The organism is Pseudocnuella soli, from assembly GCF_004347775.1.
In the GTDB taxonomy this organism is placed as follows: Bacteria; Bacteroidota; Bacteroidia; order Chitinophagales; family Chitinophagaceae; genus Flavisolibacter; species Flavisolibacter aquaticus.
Map to the genome: position 1 here is coordinate 4,704,339 of NZ_CP037755.1, position 20,496 is coordinate 4,724,834.

Below are 20,496 nucleotides of genomic sequence, written 5' to 3' on the forward strand. Positions count from 1 at the left end.
ATTATTTTACTATCAGGTGAGCAACATTTGCTTTATTCAAAATCACGTCTACAAAACCACCGGTCAGGTTGAGCAGCGGTTGCGGGTAAATACCAAATACCAGTATCAGGAGCACTACCACACCCAGCGCCAGCTTTTCGTTGAAACGGATGTCGGTTGCATTTGCTGTCAGGTTATTTACCGGCCCAAAAAACACTTTTTGGATCATGTTTAGCGTGTACACCGCAGCCAGTATGATGCTGAGCATGGCCAGCACTGCAAATAGCTCGTTGTACTTGGTAATGGTTGAAGTGAAAATGCCGTTGAACATCATGAACTCGCCAACAAATGCATTGGTGAGCGGCAGCGAAATATTTGCAAACGCAACGATCACCAACAATATGGCCAGTGCCGGTGCTTTTTGTGCCAAACCACCCAGCTCCGACAGTTTGCGGGTGCCCATCTGGCGTTCGATCAGTTCCACCACAATCCACAACCCGATGATGTTGACACCGTGGTTGAACATCTGCATCATCACGCCCTGCCAACCGCTTTCTGTTTCGGCAAAAAGCGTTGCAGCCATCAGGCCAATGTGTGCAATGGAAGAATAGGCAATCAGGCGCTTCAGGTCGTTCTGCTGAATGGCAATAAGCGAAGCGTAAATAATGCCGATGATGGACATACTCATCACCACATCGCCCCAGCTATAAGCCGCTGCAGGCACAACCGGGATAACCCAGCGGATCACACCAAACACACCCATTTTTACCATGATGCCGCTCAACACCATTGTAGCCGCCGTTGGCGATTGCTCGTAGGTATCGGGCTGCCATGTATGGAAAGGGAAGATGGGCATTTTAACTGCAAAGGCAATAAACAGCAGCCAAAACACGACGCTTTGCTGCGACACCGGTAGCTCAATGGCATAAAACGATTGCAGCGCAAAAGAGCGGTCGGGTGTTTGAAAGTAGAGGTACAACAACCCGATCAGCATCAGCACCGAAGCGGCGAAGGTGTAAATGAAAAATTTGAAGGTAACGGCAATGCGGCGTTCGCCACCCCACTGCGAGCACAGGAAATACATGGGTATCAGCGCCAGCTCCCAAAAGAAGTAAAACAGCAGCGCATCGGTGGCGGTGAACACGCCGATCATACCGGCCTGGGTCAGCAGCATCAGGGCAAAAAAGTTGCCCGGGCGCTTGTAGGTGCTGTTCCATGTGGCCAGTAGAATAATGGGATAAGCGACGGCTGCGAGCAAGGTTAAAATACCGGAAAGTCCATCAAGTTGAAGCGAGAACGACGAACCCAGCGATCCCATCCAAGCACCGTGGAAAGCACGGCCCGCATCGGTGCCGGCCACGCTGTTGCCCCAAATGGCCAGCGCCAGCGTAACAAAGGAAACCAGCAGGGCCCAGCCTTTTGCGGTGCGGTCGTCCTTCAGCGCAAAGCTTACCAGACCTCCGATCAGCGGAACCAGGAAAAGTTGTAAAACGATCATTTCTTATAAATACGATTAGCGTTAGTATTTGTCTTGAATGGTCAATGGTGAATGGTCAATTTTCCTCATTGACCATTCACCATTCACGCCCATTATTTTCTTAAAAAGAACTGCAGCACAAAGAACACTACCATGCTCACCACCATCAGCAGCACGTAGGAACCGATCTGGCCGCTTTGCAGCCAGCGCATCTGGCGGCCGCCGTAGTTGACCAGTTTACCTACACCATTTACCAGCGCATCAATACCACTGCGTTCAATAAAAGTGTTGGCAAAAGCACCCAGTGCATTCAGCGGCTTTACAATGGCGCTGTTGTACAGTTCATCCACGTACCATTTGTTTTCAAACAGGCGGCCGATGGCTGAAGGCTGTTCTTCTTTATAAGTGCGGTAACGGAAAAATGCAATAAGGATAGCAGCAACGGCAATACCGGTGGTAAGTGCAATCAGGATCCACTCGGTGCTGTGTTCCACATGCAGTCCGTCGGCGGGCTTGATTACCGGCGACAGGAACGCGGTGAGCTTTTCACCGCCCTGCACAAACAGTTCGGGCACGCCTACAAAGCCGCCCACAACCGACAGGATTGCCAGAACGATCAGGGGCAGCGTCATGGCAATGGGGCTTTCGTGCAGGTGATGGCGTTGCTCTTCGGTGCCGCGGAAAGTGCCGTTGAACGTAATGAACAGGAGGCGGAACATATAAAAAGCAGTAAGTCCCGCAGTGATCAAACCAATGGCGTACAAAAATTTATCGTACACAAATGCGTTGAGTAAAATGGCGTCTTTCGAGAAAAAGCCAGACAAGGGCGGAATACCGGCAATGGCCAAACAGCCGATAAAAAAAGTAAGATGGGTTATTGGTAGCGCTTTGCGCAGCCCACCCATTAAACGAATATCCTGCTGGCCGCTCACCGCATGAATAACGGAGCCGGAGCCAAGGAACAGGAGGGCTTTGAAAAAGGCATGCGTCATTACATGGAACACAGCAGCTACATAAGCGCCGGTGCCCAGTGCCAGGAACATATAACCCAACTGGCTAACCGTTGAATAAGCCAGTACTTTTTTGATATCGTTTTGCCGCAGGGCAATGGTTGCTGCCAGCAAAGCTGTGGCTGCACCAATAATGGCAATGATGGTGTTGGTGGTTGCTGCCATCGAAAACAGCGCATTGCTGCGGGCAATCATATAAATACCCGCGGTAACCATCGTGGCGGCGTGGATGAGGGCAGATACGGGTGTAGGGCCCGCCATCGCATCGGGGAGCCAGGTGTACAGCGGGATCTGTGCGCTTTTACCGGTTGCACCTAAAAACAGGAGCAGCGTGATTCCGGTAATATCGGTGGCGGTAAGCTTGGCCAAGTTAGCCGCAGTAAATACTTCGTTGTACGATACAGTGCCCAGTTTGGCTATGATCCAGAACACGGCCAGCAGGAAGCCAAGGTCGCCGATGCGGTTCATGACAAAAGCTTTCTTTGCGGCCTTTGTATAATCTACATTTTTAAACCAGTAACCAATGAGCAGGTAGGAGCACAGGCCCACACCCTCCCAACCAATAAACATGATCACGAAGTTGGCGCCCATTACCAGCAGCAGCATCGAAAACACAAAGAGGTTGAGGTATGCAAAATAGCGGGCAAAATGGTCCTGCCGCTCCTCGTGCATGTATGCCGTGGAGTATACGTGAATGAGAAAACCCACACCGGTGATGATGAGCAGGAACAGCGTTGTGAGCTGGTCTACCTGGAAGGCAAACGGAATTTGCAGGCTGCCTGCCGAAATAAAGGTGAAGTACTGCAGCGGGGTGGCGGAATAAGTGCCCTGCAAAAAAATGGTGAGGGAAATGGCAAAAGAAGCCAGCACGGTGCCGCTGCCAATAAAGCCGGCAACGCCCTTGGGCAAGCTTTTACGAAACAGGCCGTTGATCAGAAATCCGATAAAAGGCAGCAGTGGAATCAGTGCAATTAAGTTCTTCATATCTAAGCTGTGAGCTATGAGTTACGAGCTGCGAGAAAAACCAGCTGTATACTCACAGCTCGACTCTCGCCACTCGAAGCTTATTAGTGTTTCAGTCTGTTCAAAAAGTTGATATCAACGGACCGCGTGTTGCGGTACAGCATCACAATAATGGCCAGGCCCACACTTACTTCGGCTGCCGCCACCACCATAATAAAGAATACAAACAATTGCCCTTCGATGCCCGCAGTGCTGTTGCCAGCGCCGGCGGCCAGGTGGTGCATTTTGGAAAAAGCCACCAGCAGCAGGTTCACGGCATTCAGCATCAGCTCAATGCACATAAAAACAATGATCACGTTGCGGCGGGTAAGCACCCCAATGATGCCGATGGTAAACAGCGCCAGTGACAGAAAGATATAGTAGTTGATAGGCATTGCCTTGCTAGTTTTAAATGTGTTGATGAGCAATCGGAACGGGGAACGGAGCGTCGCAACAGGCGCATCACCGGAGCGATGCAGCCGGCTTACACCGAAGCCGCCTCGGGCTCGGGTTGTTGCTGTGCAATGGGCACCGCCTGTTTTTTGCTCTTTTCACTTTTGCCAATGATCACGGCGCCAACCATGGCACTCAAATACAGGATCGAAGCAATTTCAAAAGGCACCACGTAATCGGTAAACAAGGCGCGGCCCAAGTTTTCAATAAGGCCGATGTTGCCTTCATTGAGTTGCGCCATGCGCTGATCGGCAGTGCGCAAACCGGCCACCAGCACCAGCAGCAGCGAGCCGCCGGCCACCGCACCAGCCAGCTTCAGCCATTTGTTTTTGGCAGGCTCCGATTCTTTGCGCAGGTCCATCAGCATCAGCACGTACAGGAACAATACCATGATGGCACCAGCATACACAATGATGTTTACCACGGCCAAAAACTGCGCATTGAGCAGCAGGTAGTGGCCCGAAATAGAGAAAAAGGTTACGATCAGCCACAGCACGCTGTAAACCGGGTGCTTGCTGGTAATAACCAGCAGCGCACTGCCTATGGCTACCACCGAAAGAATGTAGAAGAGTATTTCTGTAATGCTCATGATATTGATAAGTGAAAAGTCAACAGTGAAAACCCATAAGTGATGGATACTTTTTGCTTTTGACTTTTACCTTTTGACTTATTTATTTCGCTTGCGGAATGCTGCCTTTTGCCTTTGCAAATCCTTCCGGATCGGTCACCGGGTTGGGGATCAGCAGGTCTTCTTTTTTATAGATAAAACCCTGGCGGCCGAAGTTCGCTGGGGCAAATGTTTGCGACAGGTACACGGCATCTTTGGGACAGGCTTCCTCGCACAGGCCGCAGAAAATGCAGCGCAGCATGTTCACTTCATATTTCGCCGCATATTTTTCCTCGCGGTACAGGTGCTCCTCGCCGGTCTGGCGTTCGGCAGCCTCCATGGTAATGGCTTCGGCGGGGCAGGCCACAGCGCACAGGCCACAGGCAGTGCAGCGTTCGCGGCCTTCTTCATCGCGGTTTAAAATATGCAGCCCACGAAACACCGACGAGAACGGACGCACCTGCTCGGGGTAGTTGATGGTGGGGTTTTTCTTGAACATGTGGCTGAACGTGATGCCCATGCCTTTGATGATGGCGGGGAGATACAATTTCTCCATCGCCGTCATGGGCTTGCGTTCTACCTGTGTTTTTCTATTCGTTAATGATGTCATATCAGTACAGCTTTTAAGGGTTGCCTGTTAGCTGTTGGTTTTATTTAGGTTTCGGCAAAATTATCCGCAATACGGTATCGCCCCAAGTTATTCGGGCAGATACTCCTTCTTTCTATTTCTGCAGCAACAGCACTACCACGGCAGTAATCAGCATATTTACGAGGGCCAGCGGCATCAGCTTTTTCCAACCCAGGTTCATCAGCTGGTCGTAGCGGAAACGCGGAACAGTCCAGCGGATCCACATAAACAGGAAGATGAAAAAGAATGCTTTCAACATCAGCGTGGCAAAGCCTACCAAGCCCACCCACCAGGCATCGCCCCAGGCAGCTTCGTTTACAAACGGTATGTCGTAGCCGCCAAAAAACAGCGTGGCCATCAGTACCGATGAAATAAACATGTTGATGTATTCGGCAAAAAGGTAAAAGCCCAGTTTCATGGATGAATACTCCTGGTGGTAACCAAAGTTCAGTTCGTTCTCTGCTTCGGGAAGGTCAAACGGTGTGCGGTTACACTCGGCCAGGGCACAAATGAAAAAGATAAGAAAGCCCAGTGGCTGGTAAATGATGTTCCAGCCGTTTTCGATCTGGTGGCTCACAATGCCGCTCATGCGCAAAGTGCCGGTTACCATCAACACGGCAATAAGTGCCAGGCCCATGGCCAGCTCGTAGGAGATCATTTGCGAAGCGCCCCTGATGGCGGCGATGAGCGAAAACTTGTTGTTGGATGCCCAGCCACCGATCATAATGCCGTACACACCCAAACTCACTACGCCAAAAATGTACAGCACGCCAATATTTACATCGGCTATTTGCAGCGGTACCTGCCGGCCGGCAATATCGATGGTGCTACCCCAGGGGATAACCGCGGAGGTCATCATGGCCACGATCATGGCCAGCATGGGGCCCAGTACAAACAGGAATTTGTTGGACACCAGCGGAATTACTTCTTCCTTCATGAACAGCTTTACGCCATCGGCCAGGGGTTGCAAGATCCCAAAGGGACCCGCACGGCTGGGGCCGCGGCGGTCTTGCAAAAAGGCCGCGATCTTACGCTCTGCGTATGTGCTGTACATGGCCACCACCAGTGCCGTAGTTACAATTGCGGCAATGAGGATGAATTTTTCCAGAATGAACCACCCGTCGATTTGTAATAAATACATAGCTATTAGCTGTTAGCCGCCAGCCTTTGCTTTTGGCATTTTATGTTCAACTTTTGCGATCCTGCCCCTTATCGGCAGCGTCTTTTTTCTTTTGCAACAACGGCTTCAGTAACTCAACAGCCAGCCCCACCACTCCTGCTGCTACACCTGTTATCAGTGCCAGACTGTACTCCATTTGCATGATCCAGTAGGAAAAGGCAAATGCCAGAAATCCTACGAAAAAAGCAGTTATGATCAGTGCCGGCAGCCTGGTCATGTTACGGCGTATTGGGGTTGGTACTGTCGGTGCCTGCCAGGTTTTTACCGGCGCCCTTTTTTACATCCGTTGTATTGTTGCCTGTAGCCTGCGGGTTGCCGTTGAATGTGGCCCCGGTGGCGGGTCCGGGCAGCAGGTTCAGATCCACTTTATTTACATCACTTATCGTATGAATGTCAAGCAGCAGCTTGGGCTTGCGGCCGTCCAGTACTTTGGTAAAAAATTCATTTGGTTTTACCGCGTTGGTATAATGCCCAGCGCTGATCACCGAGTGACGGTCTACTTGTGTAGGTCCTTCAATTACCCAATCCGATACTTTTTTCTTTTCAAAACGGCACTCGTTGCAGATCCATTCTTCCACTTCGCCCCACTGGTCCTTGCGGGCCGTTACACGCAGCACATCATCGCCACGCATCCACAATCTTGTTTTGCCTTTGCAATGCGGGCAATCGCGGTGCGCATCAACAGGTTTGGTAAACCAAACGCGGTTTTTAAACCGGAAAGTTCTATCGGTAAGGGCACCCACGGGGCATACGTCGATCACGTTGCCGATCATGGGGCTTTCCAGCGATTTTTGAATGTACGTAGCAATCTGCGCATGGTCGCCGCGGTCCAGCACACCGTGTTCGCGCTGCCCGGCCACTTGGTCGGCAGTGTACACGCAGCGGTAGCAAAGAATGCAACGGGTCATGTGCAGCTGGATGTATGGGCCGATGTCAATGCGCTCAAATGTGCGGCGCTTGAACTCGTAGCGGGTGCCGGCATCGCCGTGGCCATAGCTCAGGTCCTGCAGGTCGCATTCGCCGGCCTGGTCGCAAACGGGGCAATCGAGCGGATGGTTGAGCAGCAGAAACTCCACCACACCCTTGCGGGCTTCGAGCACCGCGGGGTTGGTGATGTTTTCCACCACCATGCCGTCCATTACCGCTGTGCGGCAGGATGCCACCAGTTTGGGCATAGGCCGGGGATCGGCAGTGGAGCCGGCCGCAACCCGCACCAGGCAGGTACGGCATTTACCGCCGCTGCCCTGCAGCTTGCTGTAGAAGCACATAGCCGGGGGCACCACATCGCCGCCTATTTTACGGGCAGCCATCAATATGGTTGTTCCCGGTTCTACATCTACCGAGATATTGTCGATCGTTACTTTAAAGAGTTTCTTTTCTTCAGCCATCGGGCTTATTTTATCAATACTTGTGATTACATATTTTCTGAAAACAATACACGTCCTTTTTACGGCTACTGCTAAAACCTTGGTCCTTGAATGCATTTAATATCGCTTCAAGTTCCGCAAGTGGATAATGAAATTCGATGAACCAGCATCCCACTTTGTTCAGGCACCCTGATGCAATAACATCGTTCAAAATTTCCAGCTCCGCTCCTTCCACATCCATCTTTACCAAGTCATACTGCCGGTTTCGCAACAGTTCAGAAAGCCGCTGTGTTGGCACCGGTTGTTCCTTATTTCCGGTAGGCAAAAACTGCTGGTTTTGGGAGCAGGGCCCGTAGCCTTCCACAAAAAACAGTGGCTCGTCGTTGCCGGTTATTGCACACTGGTACACTTTGATCTGTTGCAGGTCATTTTGTTCTACATTTTGCTGCAGCAACGCAAACGACTGTGCACTTGGCTCGAATGCTTCTATCAATGCACTCGGAAATGCAGTTTTGAAGTAAAGCACTGACAACCCTATGTTGCTGCCTACGTCTAATATTCGGATCACAGCGTTTGCCTCCAACGACCTTACTTGATACACCTCATCGAAAAATATTTCTTTCACGAGGTACTGCAAGGTTTCGTTGTTACAGCCTTTCCAGTGCATTCTCAGCAATGGGAAATCAATAACCGTGTCGCTTTGCCCCACCCACTTTTTCAGCTTCAGCAGGGCCAACGTATATGTAAAAGAACTTTTTTGTTTCCATGTTTGCTGCCCATTCCATACCGACAGCAGGTCTGCTATCGCCCTTGGTATCAACAGCAACTTTTCCATCTTACCCTACAGCCACTTCCAACGGATCGGCGTAATGAGCCAATCCAAAGTTGCGGCGTTGCGCTTCCTCGGGGTTGTTCACGTGCCATTCAAATTCATCGCGAAAATGACGGATCGCAGCCGCAACAGGCCAGGCCGCCGCATCGCCCAGCGGGCAGATGGTGTTGCCTTCAATTTTGCGCTGGATATCCCACAGCAGGTCGATATCGCTGAGGGCACCTTTGCCGTATTCCAATTTGGTCAGCACTTTTTCCATCCAACCTGTTCCCTCGCGGCACGGACTGCACTGGCCGCAGCTTTCGTGGCGGTAGAACCGGGCCAGCGAAAGGGTGTGGCGCACCACGCACTGGTCTTCGTCCAGCACAATAAAGCCGCCAGAACCCATCATGGAGCCGGTAGCAAATCCGCCATCGGCAAGGCTTTCGTAGGTCATCAGGCGCTGTTCGCCCTTGGCAGTTTTTAGCAGCAGGTTGGCGGGCAAAATGGGCACCGACGAACCACCGGGGATACAGGCTTTCAGGCGTTTGCCGTTGGCAATGCCGCCGCAATATTCATCGCTGTAAATAAATTCTTCAACCGACTGGGTCATGTCTATTTCGTACACACCCGGCTTGTTGATGTTGCCGCAGGCCGAGATCAGCTTGGTGCCGGTTGATTTACCCACACCAATTTTTGCATACTCCTCGCCACCCATATTGATGATGGGCACTACAGCCGCCAGCGTTTCAACGTTGTTCACCACAGTGGGGCAATCCCACAAACCTTTAATGGCCGGGAACGGCGGTTTGATGCGCGGGTTGCCACGCTTGCCTTCCAGCGATTCGATCAGCGCAGTTTCCTCGCCGCAGATATAAGCACCGGCGCCGCGCTGCACATAAATCTGGCAGTCGAAACCCGAGCCCAAAATATTTTTACCTAAAAAGCCTGCGTTGTTGGCTTCGGCAATGGCTTGTTCCAAAATATCAACGATCCAGGCATACTCGCCGCGGATGTAGATATAGGTGCGGTTAGAGCCCAGCGCAAAAGAGGAAATGATGAGGCCCTCGATGAGCAGGTGCGGCAGAAACTCCATCAGGTAGCGGTCCTTAAAAGTGCCCGGCTCCGATTCGTCGGCGTTGCACACTAGGTAGCGGGGCACGCCTTCGGGTTTGGCCAGGAAGCTCCATTTCATACCAGTAGGAAAACCGGCACCACCACGGCCACGCAAACCGCTTTTTTTAACCTCTTCCACCACATCGGCAGGCGCCATTTTAAACGCCTTTTCCACGGCAGCATAGCCTCCGTTTTTGCGCCAGGTATCGTAGTACCGGATACCTTCAATGTGGGCTTTATCCAATAAAACTTTTCTTGCCATGATGTATAGCTGTTTGCTGTTAGCGCTTGCCTGTTAGGGTGAATAACAGTGATGCATAACAGCATTTTTATTTAAAAACTTTCGCCGCTGGCAAAAACATTTTCCCACGGCTACTTGCTTTATTGTTGTTGATCGTAACGGAACAATCAGTAGAAGCCTTTAGGCATCGTGCTAATTGTTTTGTGCTGCTGTGCGGCGGCACTCTTCAATGATCTCGTCTACTTTTTCACGGGTCAGGTGTTCTTTATAATATTTACCCAACTGCATCATGGGCGCATAACCGCAGGCACCCAGGCACTCCACGGTTTTCAGGGTAAACATGCCATCGGCCGTGGTTTCGCCCACACCAATGTTCAGCTTTTCCTTGATGTAGGCAATGATGTCGTCGCTGCCCCGCACCATGCACGGCCCGGTCTGGCATACCTCAAACAGGTATTTGCCCACGGGCTTCAGGTTGTACATGCTGTAGAACGTGGCTACTTCATACACTTCCACTGGCTTTATCTGCAACAGTCCGGCCACATAATCCATCACCTCTGCGCTCAGCCAGCCACCGTTTGCATCCTGTGCCAGGTGCAGCACCGGTATCAATGCACTTTTCCCTTTTCCTTCCGGATAGCGGGCAATGATCTCCTGTACCTTATCTAGTTTTTCTTTAGAAAATTCCATTGTATTGTAAAGTCAAAAGTCAACATTCAAAAGTCAAAGGTTTAAAGTCAATGTGTGCTGATGAAACCCGTACACCCTTTTGACTTTTTACTTTTCCCTTTTCCTTACCCGTCCATTTCACCGGCAATCAAATTCAGCGACGACATCACCATGATGGCATCACTGATCATGCTGCCTTTGATCAATTCTTCGAACGCTTGGTAGTAAATAAAACAGGGCCGGCGCAGGTGCAACCGGTAAGGGCTGCGGCCGCCGTCGGAAATCAGGTAAAAACCAAGCTCTCCGTTGCCGCCTTCCACACTGTGGTATACTTCGCCGGGCGGAATATCCACCTCACCCATCACTATTTTAAAGTGGTAAATAAGGGCTTCCATTTTGGTGTACACATCGGCTTTTTCGGGCAGGTAATACTCAGGCACATCGGCATGGAAAACGGTTGCTTCCGCACCTTTGAACTCTTGTATTTTGCGGTAAGCCTGCTCGATGATCCGCAGCGATTGCCACATCTCACCATTGCGCACCAAAAAGCGGTCGTAACAGTCGCCGGTAGTGCCGGTTGGAATGTCGAATTCAAAATCCTGGTACGAGCAATAAGGTGAGTGTACCCGCACATCGTAATCAACGCCGGCAGCACGCAGGTTGGGACCGGTAAAACCGTAATTCAGTGCCCTTTCGCCGCTGATGCCACCTACACCAATGGTGCGGTCCATAAAAATGCGGTTGCGGGTCAGCAGGCTTTCAAATTCTTTCAGCGCTGCGGGGTATTCTTTTAAAAACTTCTCGAGTTTGGTAAATGCAACGTCGTTGAAGTCGCGTTCAAAACCGCCGATGCGGCCAATATTGGTAGTGAGGCGGGCACCGCAGATCTCTTCCCATATTTCATAAATCAATTCGCGGTATTGCATCAGGTACAGGAAGCCGGTGAAGGCGCCTGCATCCACACCCATTACACCATTGCAAATAAGGTGGTCGGCAATGCGGGCCAGTTCCATAATGATCACCCGCAGGTAATCAACACGCTTGGGCGTTTGAATGCCCAACAGCTTTTCGCAGGTGGTGTGCCAGCCCATGTTGTTGATGGGCGACGAGCAATAGTTGAGCCGGTCGGTAAGCGGCGTAATTTGATACAGTGGGCGGCGTTCGGCAATTTTTTCAATGGCCCGGTGCACATACCCGATCGTTATTTCGGTAGAAATGATTTTTTCGCCATCCAGCTCCAGAATGTTCTGAAACACACCATGCGTGGCAGGGTGCGTAGGCCCCAGGTTCAACCGGGTGGTCTTTGTTTCAATGCTTCCTTCCGGAAGGCTTGTATTTTTCTCTGAAGTAACCATTAGTATATAAAATGCATCCCGCCAAAGTGGTGGGATCAATTTTTAAATGTTAACGACTGCCGCCGGCGCTTTCGCCCAGACGCTCCACATTTTCCTCGCCTGCCTGCGGCGTAAGGCGCGGTGAGCCGTCTTCGTTGCGGTTGCCAAAATCAAACGAGCCGCCGCGGCCAAACATTTCATCGTCTTTATCGAGGCGGGTCTGGTCTTCAACCGGGTATTCTTTGCGCAGCGGGAAATAGTCCATTTCGTCTACGTTCTGGATGCGCCGCAGGTCGGGATGTCCCACAAAATTGACTCCGAAAAAGTCGTAGGCTTCCCGCTCCAGCCAGTTGGCGGTAGCAAACACCTTGGTGGCGGAGGCTACATCGGGCTGCGCAATGGGGGCAAACACTTTAAAGCGGATGCGGCAGTTGGCGACCAGGTTGTGCAGGTGGTACACCACGGCTATTTCCCGTCCTGCATAAGAAGGGTAATGCACCGCGGTAAGGTCGGTCAGGAACTGAAAAGACAGTTCCGGATCGTTGTATAAAAATTCGAGTACTTCGATGTTAAGCTCTTTAGGCACTTCAAAAGTGAGCATGCCATATGGCTCCTCAATATTGGTTACCTGTTCTCCAAATTTTTGGATCAGCCGCTGCCTGATAAGATCGTTGCTTAATGCCATTTTTAAAAGCTTTGCGCTTCGAGCTTCGAGCTTCGAGTATTGAAACCAGTTTGTTTCACCCCTCGCCACTCACAGCTCGCAGCTGCTTATTGTATTCCGTAGCTCTCCAACAAGGTTTTATAATGGTCGCTGTTTCTGCGCCGCAGGCTTTCTTTGCCCACCAGGTCCTGCACCTTCATAAAGCCGTCGAGGATGGCCTCGGGCCGCGGCGGGCAGCCTGGCACGTACACATCTACCGGGATCACCTGGTCCACACCCTGCAACACGCTGTAGCTGTCGAAAATGCCGCCGCTCGATGCGCAGGCACCAATGGCCATTACCCAGCGCGGCTCGGCCATTTGCAGGTACACCTGCCTGATCACCGGCGCCATTTTTTTAGAAATCAGCCCAATCACCATCAGCAGGTCGCACTGGCGGGGCGAAAAGCCAAGGCGCTCACTGCCAAAACGTGCCAGGTCGTAGTGCGAAGCCATGGTAGCCATGAACTCAATACCGCAACATTTGGTGGCAAAAGGCAGGGGCCACAGCGAGTTTTTGCGGGCCAGGCCCACTACATCGCTCAGTTTGGATGCAAAAAAACCTTCACCCTCGTAGCCATCGGGCATATCCACGATGCTGATATCCCGCACCAGCGGCTTTTCGGTAATATTATATGAAACAGGACGTGCCATAATATTTTCAGATTTTAAGGGTTAACCGCAGTAAACATTGCAAGCCGGGAGGCGGCCGCCACTGCAGTTATTTATTCTTAGTCCTCCCACTCCAGTGCACCTTTTTTCAAGATGTAGTAAAACCCACACAGGAAAAAGGACACGAACATAAACACTGCCCAAAAGCCGTTCCAACCAAGCTCCCGGAAGTTAACAGCGTAGGGATAAAAAAAGATCACTTCCACATCAAACAACACAAACAGGATGGCCACCAGGAAATATTTTACGGCCGTTGGCTGCCGGGCCTCACCATGCGAAGCGATACCGCTGGTAAAGTTGGCCAGTTTGTCGGCCGTTTTGCGCTTGGGGCCCAACAGGTGGGTAACAATGGTTAAAAAACCAATGAGGCCCAAGGCAAACACCAGTTGCAGCGCAACGGGCAAATAGCTTTCAGCATTATTGGCCGAGGTAACCGCCTGGGTAATATTTGTCTGAAGCAGATGTATCATGGTAGTGTAAAATGGCAAGCAAAAATACAGGGGTTTGGATAAAAGTCGGCAGTTAAACTTTAATGATTCTGAACCGGAGCAATATTGATTCTCAACAAAAAAATAAGTCCCCCCGAAACCGGGGGGACTCCTGTATACACATTTGAAGAATCAGCTAAGTATTATCCTTTGTTGCCCGAGCTCTTAGCGGCGGCCGCCGGCTTCGAAAGGATTTCGATATTACGTTTGAAGGTGGTGTTCTCAGGATCGAACTCCAGGCCTTTACGCAGGTACTCAACGCCTTTATCCTTGTCTTTCTTTACGTTAACGTAGTACTGCGCCAGGTTGCCCACCGCTTCCAGGCCGTAGCTTTTGAATCGTACTTTGTCGGTTTCCGATACACGCAGCAGCTGCTCGTATTGCGGAATGGCAATGCCCTGCTCCATAGTGCTATCAATGCGGCCCAGCGAACGGGCACTCCACAGGTAGCCATAAACGCTATCGGGGAAGGCAGTGCTGTATGCTTTGAAAATCGAATCGGCACGCTCAAACGAACCGGCCTGGTAGTAAGGCACACCAATCTGGAACAGCTCGGCAGGGTTGGCTTTGTCGCCACGCAGTTGGTACGACAGCAGGCGAAGGTCACCTTCAAACAGCTTGTTGCCCGATTTGCGGAAACGCTCAATGCCTTCGTTCAGCAGGTTTACTTGCTTGCTCAGCACGCTGTCCATAGTAGCCGCTTTGTAATAGCTTGCCCGAACAATATCCGGATTATCTTTACCGCAGGCATCAGCTTGGAGGATGTAGTCATTACCAACCACTTCTTCTTCTTTTGCTTTGGCAAAAAACTGTCCTACATATTGGCAGGCAGCAGTAGAGTCGCCTTTACCTACATAGCTATAACCCAACAGGCGGTATACGCGGGGATTTACTTTGTCTCCGGCAACCGAAACGATATTTTTACCTACAGAAATAGCTTCATCAAACTTATTCTGTACAAACGCGGTTTGCGCTTTGATGTAGTCGTTTTCTACGGTTTTATCTGCTACGGCCAGGTATTTATTGGCAAAATCTTCAGCCTTTGCAAAATCCTTTGGATACAGCAGGTAATAGTAATACAGCTCCAAGAAAGCAGGGCCAAACTTAGGATCGGCAGCCACTGCGTTGTTCAGGTGCTCCAGTACAATATCCCAGTTTTGCTGTGTTTTATACAACATTGCCATGCGGTAGCTGGGCATTGCAAACGAAGGATTGAGGGTTCGGGCCTTTGCGTAGTTTACTACAGCCTGTCCACCATTGTGTGCCTTACGGTAAGCGTTACCCAACACCAGGAAAGTTTCGGCATTGTTGGCATTGATGCCACCAGCTTCGTTCAGTTTGGCAATGGCGTATTCCAGATCGCCTTTCTTTTCCTTATCGGAATAGGCATCGGCGTTGGCGCGGCCAACAGCGGTTAAAATATTAGCGTCGTTGGCCTTTTTGCCCTTGCTCAGGGAAATGGCTGTTTCAAAACGCTGGCGGGCTTCATTGGCCTTACCTTCCAGCAACTCCACATGGCCCATGCCTACCAATGCCCAGGGGGCATTGCCATTGGCAGCCAGTGCTTTTTCGTAAATCGCCTTCGCCCCGGCCACGTCGTCCTGGTCCAGCAAGCTCTGGCCGGCCCAATAAACGGCTTCCATGTTGTTTGGATTTGCAGCCAGCAGTTTGTCAAAAACCTCTTTTGCACTTTGGTATCGTTCGGCATACAGGTGGTTCACACCATCCTGAACGCTTTGCGCAAAGGCAGAGACGGACAAAAAGGCTGCGAAAAACAAAACAATCGCTGATTTCTTCATGTTTCTTTTTCTTTTAGAGATGACAAAAAATGTACTGTGGTTTATTGCTCTATTGTTAATGTTGCCCATTTTATTCTTCCCGTAGGGATGTAGGCCGCACGTTTAACCTTAATTGTGCCGGCACCAGGTAGGCCCTGCGAAATACCAACTGGCCACGCTGCCCCGCCATAAAGGCTGCAAAACCGTTGCCCAGCCCGCGGTGCCGCTCTTTCAGCGTGTACACCAATGGCCGGATCATCGGGTACCGTCCAAGATAAATATTTGCCTGCACCGGCTGGATATATGCACCTGCTACATCGCGGCTTTCGATGGATGCGATCTTTACTTTTTGCATAAAAGAAAGCTGCAACGAATCCTGGCTGTTGCCCACCCAGCTAACACCTACAAAACCGATGGCCTTGGGTGTGCGGGCTACATAATCCACCACCTCTTCGCTGGTGCGGGCCGCCACCACGCTGGGGCTCAGCTGCTCCCCGCGCAATACCGAATCCATAATATACCGAACGGTGCTGGTGGCTTTTAAACCATCAAACACCGGCGTAAGCTTTTTGTTGCTGCCGTTGAGCAGTTCGCGCAGTTCCTGCATGGTAAAAAGGGAATCGGCCGAACTGGGGTGCACCAACACAGCAATGGCATCGTATGCCAACGATTGTTGCCGGGCAGCGATCTTGAACGAGTCAGCAATAAAAGCCTCTTCGGCAGGGGTAAAGCCGCGGGTGGCAATCACCATCCGGATGCTGTCCACGCCAAAATCCTTGAGGCATTCGGCCTCAGGCTTATAGTGTACATTAATCTTAGTCTTGGGATATGAAGCCTCGTAAACGGCCACCTGAGCATCAATCACCGGCTTAAACGATTCGTCGGCACTGATATGAATCGTGCCTTCTTCCCGTGTGTCGGGCAGTGTTTCTACATTGCCCGAGCCACAGCCAGCCAGTAAAGCGATAAAAGCGGCGCCAATAAACAGACCTGCACCCTTAAACATTCCTTGCATTATCTGAAATAGTTCTTTCTGTAGCCACGATAAATGCGCCAACTTCCATAAATAAGAAATAAAACACCAACCAGTTTATCCGTACCGCTGGGCTTGCTGCGAAATACATTGATGTCCAGTATTTCATACAACAAAAAATATAGGCCTACCAGCGTAAACAAAGCGCCCATGCCATAATCCAGTAGGGAACGCATTTGGGCAATTTGCCTGCGTTTCCGGCTTTCGTAATCTTCAATCATAATTGATGGGTTAAGAGCGCCAAGGCAATTTAGGTGTTTTTTTATTCTTCTGCGCCTATAAAAGTAACCGGTTGGGTAAAAATTACTGCTACCGCATGGCCTTTGTGCAGCGCGGGTTTCCAGCGGGGCGCTTTTTGCAATGCCCTGAAAACCAGCTCATCCAGCGCATCTCCACCGGATTGCACCACCGACAGGCGTGTGATGGAGCCGTCTTTTTCAATTACAAATTGAACTTTTACCGTACGCTGCTCGCCGGGCTGCAGGCCATCGGGCTGGGCCAGTTTGCGCGACAGGTAACGGCTGAACGCCGCAGCACCACCCGGGAACTCGGCCATCTGGTCCACCGCATTGTTTTGAAAAATCTCGGGTGCAGCCGGCGGCTCCGGCGCAGCGGGCACATCACTCAAGGTCCCTTCGGAGTGTTGCTGCGCTCCGGCCACAGGCGGCCCGTCTACTTGCTCGGTGCCAATAGCCGCATTTTCAAGTGCCGACACCGGCGGAAAATCCACCGCTTTCAGCGCCACATCGGGCACAATGGATATATCGGTGGTATAATGCTCCACCGCTGTTTGCTGCGCCGGTGCAGTTGGCGGTTTGGGTGCCGGTGGTGGATCAACGGGAGGCTCTAAATCAACAATTGAAACAATTACCGGTCCGCTATCTTCTGAAATGTAGACAACGCTTTTATCGTCGCCAATAACAAACCATAATAAAACGCCGGTAGCCAGCAAAGCCGTTAGCCCTGTGGCCGCCAACATCCGCTGGTGGTAGGTTTTGCGCAGTTGGTAAGCGCCATAGTTTTTGTTTCGGTTATCAAATAAAATGTCGAGCATGTCGGCCTGGAGGATCTCATTGCTGGTCATGGTTGTGTGTTTGTTGATGAGATGCTGCAGGTAGGAAAATGCATAAGAAGACCGGAAAGTCTGAAAAGACAGGAAAGTCCGGAAAGAAGATTTCGGTAGAAAAGGAAACTTTTACGTACCAAAAAATCAAACTGGTTTTTAGAGGTATTTAGTTCCAACTAAAAGTATTTCCCGTCTTTTCTGTCTTTTCCGACTTTCCGGTCTTCCCTTAGCTTTGCGCCATGAAAATTTTAATGGTGTGCCTGGGCAATATCTGCCGGAGCCCGCTGGCAGAAGGCATCCTGAAACACAAGGCTGAAGCGGCAGGGTTGGCTTGGCAGGTAGACAGTGCCGGCACCAATGGCTATCATGTGGGCGAAGCACCGCACCGCCTGTCGCAGAAAGTGGCGAAGCTCAATGGCATTGATATTTGCCAGCAACGGGCCCGCCGCTTTGTAGCCGAGGATTTTGACCGATACGATAAAATATACGCCATGGCTGATGATGTGCTGGCCGACATGCGCCGCATTGCCGGCAAAAAGTACAACGCCGCAAAAGCCGACCTGTTGCTGAATGAAATTTTTCCCGGCGAAAACCGCTCCATCACCGACCCCTGGTACGGCACCGAACCCGGCTACCATGAGGTATACCAGGAGATCGATGCTGCATGTACTGCGATAGTTGAGAAGATGCTGGATGAAAGATGATAGTTGGCAGTTGACAGTTGACAGTTGGTAGTTGATAGTAATTATTGGTGTATGCTGCGTTACCTATCAACAATTGCTTGAGCCCAATAATCAATCATCCATAGTAAAAAATCATTCACAGCAGTCACCATTGCCCATTCACCATTCACGAATCACGACTGACGTTTCACGTTTCACGACAAAAATATTTTCACACCAATGGCTAAACCATCCATACCACAGGGCACCCGCGATTTCGGACCCGAAGTGGTGCGCCGCAGGCAATATATTTTCAATACCATTAAATCCGTTTTTGAATTGTATGGCTTTCAGCCGCTGGAAACACCGGCGATGGAAAACCTCGAAACCCTGATGGGCAAATACGGAGAAGAAGGCGACAAGCTGATTTTTAAAATATTGAACAACGGACTGGAGCGCCCCGAAAAATGGGAAGCGGCACAGGCGGCATTTGCAAAAGTGCTTGAAGGAAAAAGCACCAAAGACCTCACCGAACGGGCCCTGCGCTACGACCTGACCATTCCGTTTGCACGCTTTGTAGCCATCAACCACGGGCAGTTGTCTTTTCCATTTAAACGCTATCAAATACAACCTGTGTGGCGTGCCGATAAGCCGCAACGTGGCCGCTACCGAGAGTTTTACCAATGCGATGCCGATGTGGTAGGCAGCAACTCGCTGCTCAATGAAGTGGAACTGGTGGCAATGTACCACCAGGTGTTCCAACGGTTAGGCCTACCCGATTTTGAATTGCGGATTAACTCGCGTAAAATACTGGCGGCCCTGGCCGAGGTATGCGGCGGCGCCGATAAGATGGTGGACATTACCATTGCCATTGATAAACTGGACAAGATCGGGCTGGAAAAAGTAAAGGCCGAACTGGGCCAACGCGGACTAACCGAATCGCAGATTGGCATTATTGAACAATACCTCGCCATCGACGGCAGCAACGAAGAAAAACTAAGCCGCATTGAAGCCCTGATCGGTGAAAATGAACTGGGTAAAAAAGGGGTGGAAGAAATTCGCTATGTGCTGCAGTACGCGCAACTTACAGCGGAAAACTCGCAGCTATTGATCGACTTTACACTAGCACGTGGCCTCAACTACTACACCGGTATTATTTTCGAAGCCAAGGCACCTGCGCGGGTTAAGATCGGCTCCATTGGCGGTGGTGGTCGCTACGACGATCTTACGGGTTTGTTTGGCGTGCCCAACATGCCGGGTGTGGGCATTTCGTTTGGTGTGGACCGTATTTACGATGTACTGGAAGAACTGCAGCTTTTCCCTGCCACCGTAGCGCAAGGCACCCGGGTGTTGTTTTTTAATTTGGGCAATGAGGAAAGCAAAAAAGCATATAGCCTGGTGCAACAACTAAGGGCAAAAGGTGTAGCTGCGGAACTTTTTCACGAAACAGCGAAAATGGACAAACAGTTTAAATACGCGGAGAAAAAAGGCATTCCGTTTATTGCCATCATTGGCTCCAACGAATTGAGCCAGGGCACCTGCAATGTAAAAGACCTGCGCAACGGCCAACAGCAGCAGGTACAGCAGGACGAGCTGGCAAAGCTGGATTTTAATTAGCGTATATTTAGGTAAAACAAAAAGGCATGAGTGCAGTACCGGCAACAAAATACATCACGGTGGAAGCATACCTGCTGCAGGAAGAAACGGCTTCCGAAAAGCATGAATATTTTGGCGGTGAAGTGTTTGCCATGTCGGGCGGCAGCATCAACCACAATACTATTTCGGTAAATATGATTGGCGAGATAAATGCTTTTTTGAAAGGCAAAAATTGCCAGGTGTTTAACAGCGATCAAAAAATTCATATTGAAAGCAACGGGTTATTTACATACCCCGATATCAGCATTGTTTGCGACGGAATAAAGCGATTCGAAAACCGAAATGATGTCATCACCAATCCAAGTGTCATCATCGAGGTATTATCACCTAGTACCTCAGGCTACGACCGTGGCCAAAAGTTCAAATTATACCGCGATATTCCTTCCCTCAAAGAGTACATCCTCATTTCCTCAACAGAAATGTTGGTGGAGCAATACAGTAAGCAATCAGAACACATCTGGAGCTTTCGCGAAACAAAGGACAGCAGTGCTTCATTACAAATTGAAACAATCGGTTTCAGTTGCCCACTGGATGAAGTTTTTCGCAACGTGGCATTTGAATGACC

The 20,496-nt window shown here is 50.6% G+C and carries 22 protein-coding genes; 3 read left to right on the plus strand and 19 right to left on the minus strand.

Features of this window, described 5'->3' with window-relative positions:
* Window position 1: 1 nt before the first annotated feature.
* From EPD17_RS19315 to EPD17_RS19405, 19 genes are all read right to left on the minus strand, one after another.
* Window positions 2–1,477 (minus strand): complex I subunit 4 family protein, encoded by a 1,476-nt coding sequence (locus EPD17_RS19315; RefSeq protein ID WP_132056094.1) that lies wholly within the window; start codon window positions 1,475–1,477, stop codon window positions 2–4.
* Window positions 1,478–1,569: 92 nt separating this feature from the next.
* The gene (gene nuoL, locus EPD17_RS19320) at window positions 1,570–3,450 is read right to left on the minus strand and encodes an NADH-quinone oxidoreductase subunit L (RefSeq protein WP_132056095.1); all 1,881 of its coding nucleotides are present in this window, start codon (window positions 3,448–3,450) and stop codon (window positions 1,570–1,572) included.
* 83 nt (window positions 3,451–3,533) lie between these two features.
* Complete coding sequence (gene nuoK, locus EPD17_RS19325) at window positions 3,534–3,863, minus strand: NADH-quinone oxidoreductase subunit NuoK (protein WP_132056096.1); 330 nt, start codon at window positions 3,861–3,863, stop codon at window positions 3,534–3,536.
* A gap of 89 nt (window positions 3,864–3,952) precedes the next feature.
* A complete protein-coding gene (locus tag EPD17_RS19330; protein ID WP_132056097.1) occupies window positions 3,953–4,510 on the minus strand; it encodes an NADH-quinone oxidoreductase subunit J family protein in 558 nt (185 codons plus the stop codon).
* Between the two features lie 82 nt (window positions 4,511–4,592).
* Complete coding sequence (locus EPD17_RS19335; RefSeq protein WP_114236405.1) at window positions 4,593–5,138, minus strand: NuoI/complex I 23 kDa subunit family protein; 546 nt, start codon at window positions 5,136–5,138, stop codon at window positions 4,593–4,595.
* 112 nt (window positions 5,139–5,250) lie between these two features.
* Entirely contained in the window at window positions 5,251–6,297 is a 1,047-nt protein-coding gene (gene nuoH / locus EPD17_RS19340) for an NADH-quinone oxidoreductase subunit NuoH (protein ID WP_114236404.1), read from the minus strand.
* Window positions 6,298–6,343: 46 nt separating this feature from the next.
* Window positions 6,344–6,553 carry a hypothetical protein gene (locus EPD17_RS19345; protein WP_132056098.1) on the minus strand — a complete coding sequence of 70 codons (210 nt, stop codon included), beginning with the start codon at window positions 6,551–6,553 and terminating at the stop codon, window positions 6,344–6,346.
* 1 nt (window position 6,554) lies between these two features.
* On the minus strand, window positions 6,555–7,724 hold the full coding sequence (locus tag EPD17_RS19350) for a 2Fe-2S iron-sulfur cluster-binding protein (protein ID WP_132056099.1): 1,170 nt from the start codon (window positions 7,722–7,724) through the stop codon (window positions 6,555–6,557).
* 13 nt (window positions 7,725–7,737) lie between these two features.
* A complete protein-coding gene (locus EPD17_RS19355) occupies window positions 7,738–8,538 on the minus strand; it encodes an FkbM family methyltransferase (RefSeq protein WP_132056100.1) in 801 nt (266 codons plus the stop codon).
* Window position 8,539: 1 nt separating this feature from the next.
* Window positions 8,540–9,892 carry an NADH-quinone oxidoreductase subunit NuoF gene (gene nuoF, locus EPD17_RS19360; RefSeq protein WP_132056101.1) on the minus strand — a complete coding sequence of 451 codons (1,353 nt, stop codon included), beginning with the start codon at window positions 9,890–9,892 and terminating at the stop codon, window positions 8,540–8,542.
* 171 nt (window positions 9,893–10,063) lie between these two features.
* The gene (locus tag EPD17_RS19365; protein ID WP_114236401.1) at window positions 10,064–10,561 is read right to left on the minus strand and encodes an NADH-quinone oxidoreductase subunit NuoE family protein; all 498 of its coding nucleotides are present in this window, start codon (window positions 10,559–10,561) and stop codon (window positions 10,064–10,066) included.
* Window positions 10,562–10,665: 104 nt separating this feature from the next.
* Window positions 10,666–11,934: an NADH-quinone oxidoreductase subunit D gene (locus EPD17_RS19370; RefSeq protein ID WP_240040681.1), complete on the minus strand. Its 1,269-nt coding sequence runs from the start codon at window positions 11,932–11,934 to the stop codon at window positions 10,666–10,668.
* Between the two features lie 10 nt (window positions 11,935–11,944).
* The gene (locus EPD17_RS19375; RefSeq protein WP_132056102.1) at window positions 11,945–12,559 is read right to left on the minus strand and encodes an NADH-quinone oxidoreductase subunit C; all 615 of its coding nucleotides are present in this window, start codon (window positions 12,557–12,559) and stop codon (window positions 11,945–11,947) included.
* A gap of 86 nt (window positions 12,560–12,645) precedes the next feature.
* Window positions 12,646–13,230 carry an NADH-quinone oxidoreductase subunit B gene (locus EPD17_RS19380; protein ID WP_165929674.1) on the minus strand — a complete coding sequence of 195 codons (585 nt, stop codon included), beginning with the start codon at window positions 13,228–13,230 and terminating at the stop codon, window positions 12,646–12,648.
* 77 nt (window positions 13,231–13,307) lie between these two features.
* Window positions 13,308–13,718 (minus strand): NADH-quinone oxidoreductase subunit A, encoded by a 411-nt coding sequence (locus EPD17_RS19385; protein ID WP_114236398.1) that lies wholly within the window; start codon window positions 13,716–13,718, stop codon window positions 13,308–13,310.
* Window positions 13,719–13,879: 161 nt separating this feature from the next.
* A complete protein-coding gene (locus EPD17_RS19390) occupies window positions 13,880–15,535 on the minus strand; it encodes a tetratricopeptide repeat protein (RefSeq protein ID WP_165929675.1) in 1,656 nt (551 codons plus the stop codon).
* A gap of 70 nt (window positions 15,536–15,605) precedes the next feature.
* Window positions 15,606–16,529 (minus strand): PstS family phosphate ABC transporter substrate-binding protein, encoded by a 924-nt coding sequence (locus EPD17_RS19395; protein ID WP_240040682.1) that lies wholly within the window; start codon window positions 16,527–16,529, stop codon window positions 15,606–15,608.
* Window positions 16,529–16,768, minus strand: coding sequence for a hypothetical protein (locus EPD17_RS19400; protein WP_114236396.1), 240 nt, complete (start codon window positions 16,766–16,768; stop codon window positions 16,529–16,531). Before EPD17_RS19400 ends, EPD17_RS19395 begins: the two co-directional genes overlap by 1 nt.
* Window positions 16,769–16,809: 41 nt before the next feature.
* Window positions 16,810–17,631, minus strand: coding sequence for an energy transducer TonB (locus tag EPD17_RS19405; RefSeq protein WP_132056104.1), 822 nt, complete (start codon window positions 17,629–17,631; stop codon window positions 16,810–16,812).
* A 221-nt stretch (window positions 17,632–17,852) separates the two neighbouring features.
* Here EPD17_RS19405 and EPD17_RS19410 point away from each other — a divergent pair, with 221 nt between their 5' ends.
* The 3 genes from EPD17_RS19410 to EPD17_RS19420 all read left to right on the plus strand — a co-directional run bounded on the left by EPD17_RS19410 (window position 17,853) and on the right by EPD17_RS19420 (window position 20,494).
* A complete protein-coding gene (locus EPD17_RS19410; RefSeq protein ID WP_240040683.1) occupies window positions 17,853–18,317 on the plus strand; it encodes a low molecular weight protein-tyrosine-phosphatase in 465 nt (154 codons plus the stop codon).
* Between the two features lie 198 nt (window positions 18,318–18,515).
* Window positions 18,516–19,892, plus strand: a complete 1,377-nt coding sequence (gene hisS / locus EPD17_RS19415) for a histidine--tRNA ligase (RefSeq protein ID WP_132056105.1) — start codon at window positions 18,516–18,518, stop codon at window positions 19,890–19,892.
* A 26-nt stretch (window positions 19,893–19,918) separates the two neighbouring features.
* On the plus strand, window positions 19,919–20,494 hold the full coding sequence (locus tag EPD17_RS19420) for a Uma2 family endonuclease (RefSeq protein WP_114236393.1): 576 nt from the start codon (window positions 19,919–19,921) through the stop codon (window positions 20,492–20,494).
* Window positions 20,495–20,496 lie beyond the last annotated feature (2 nt).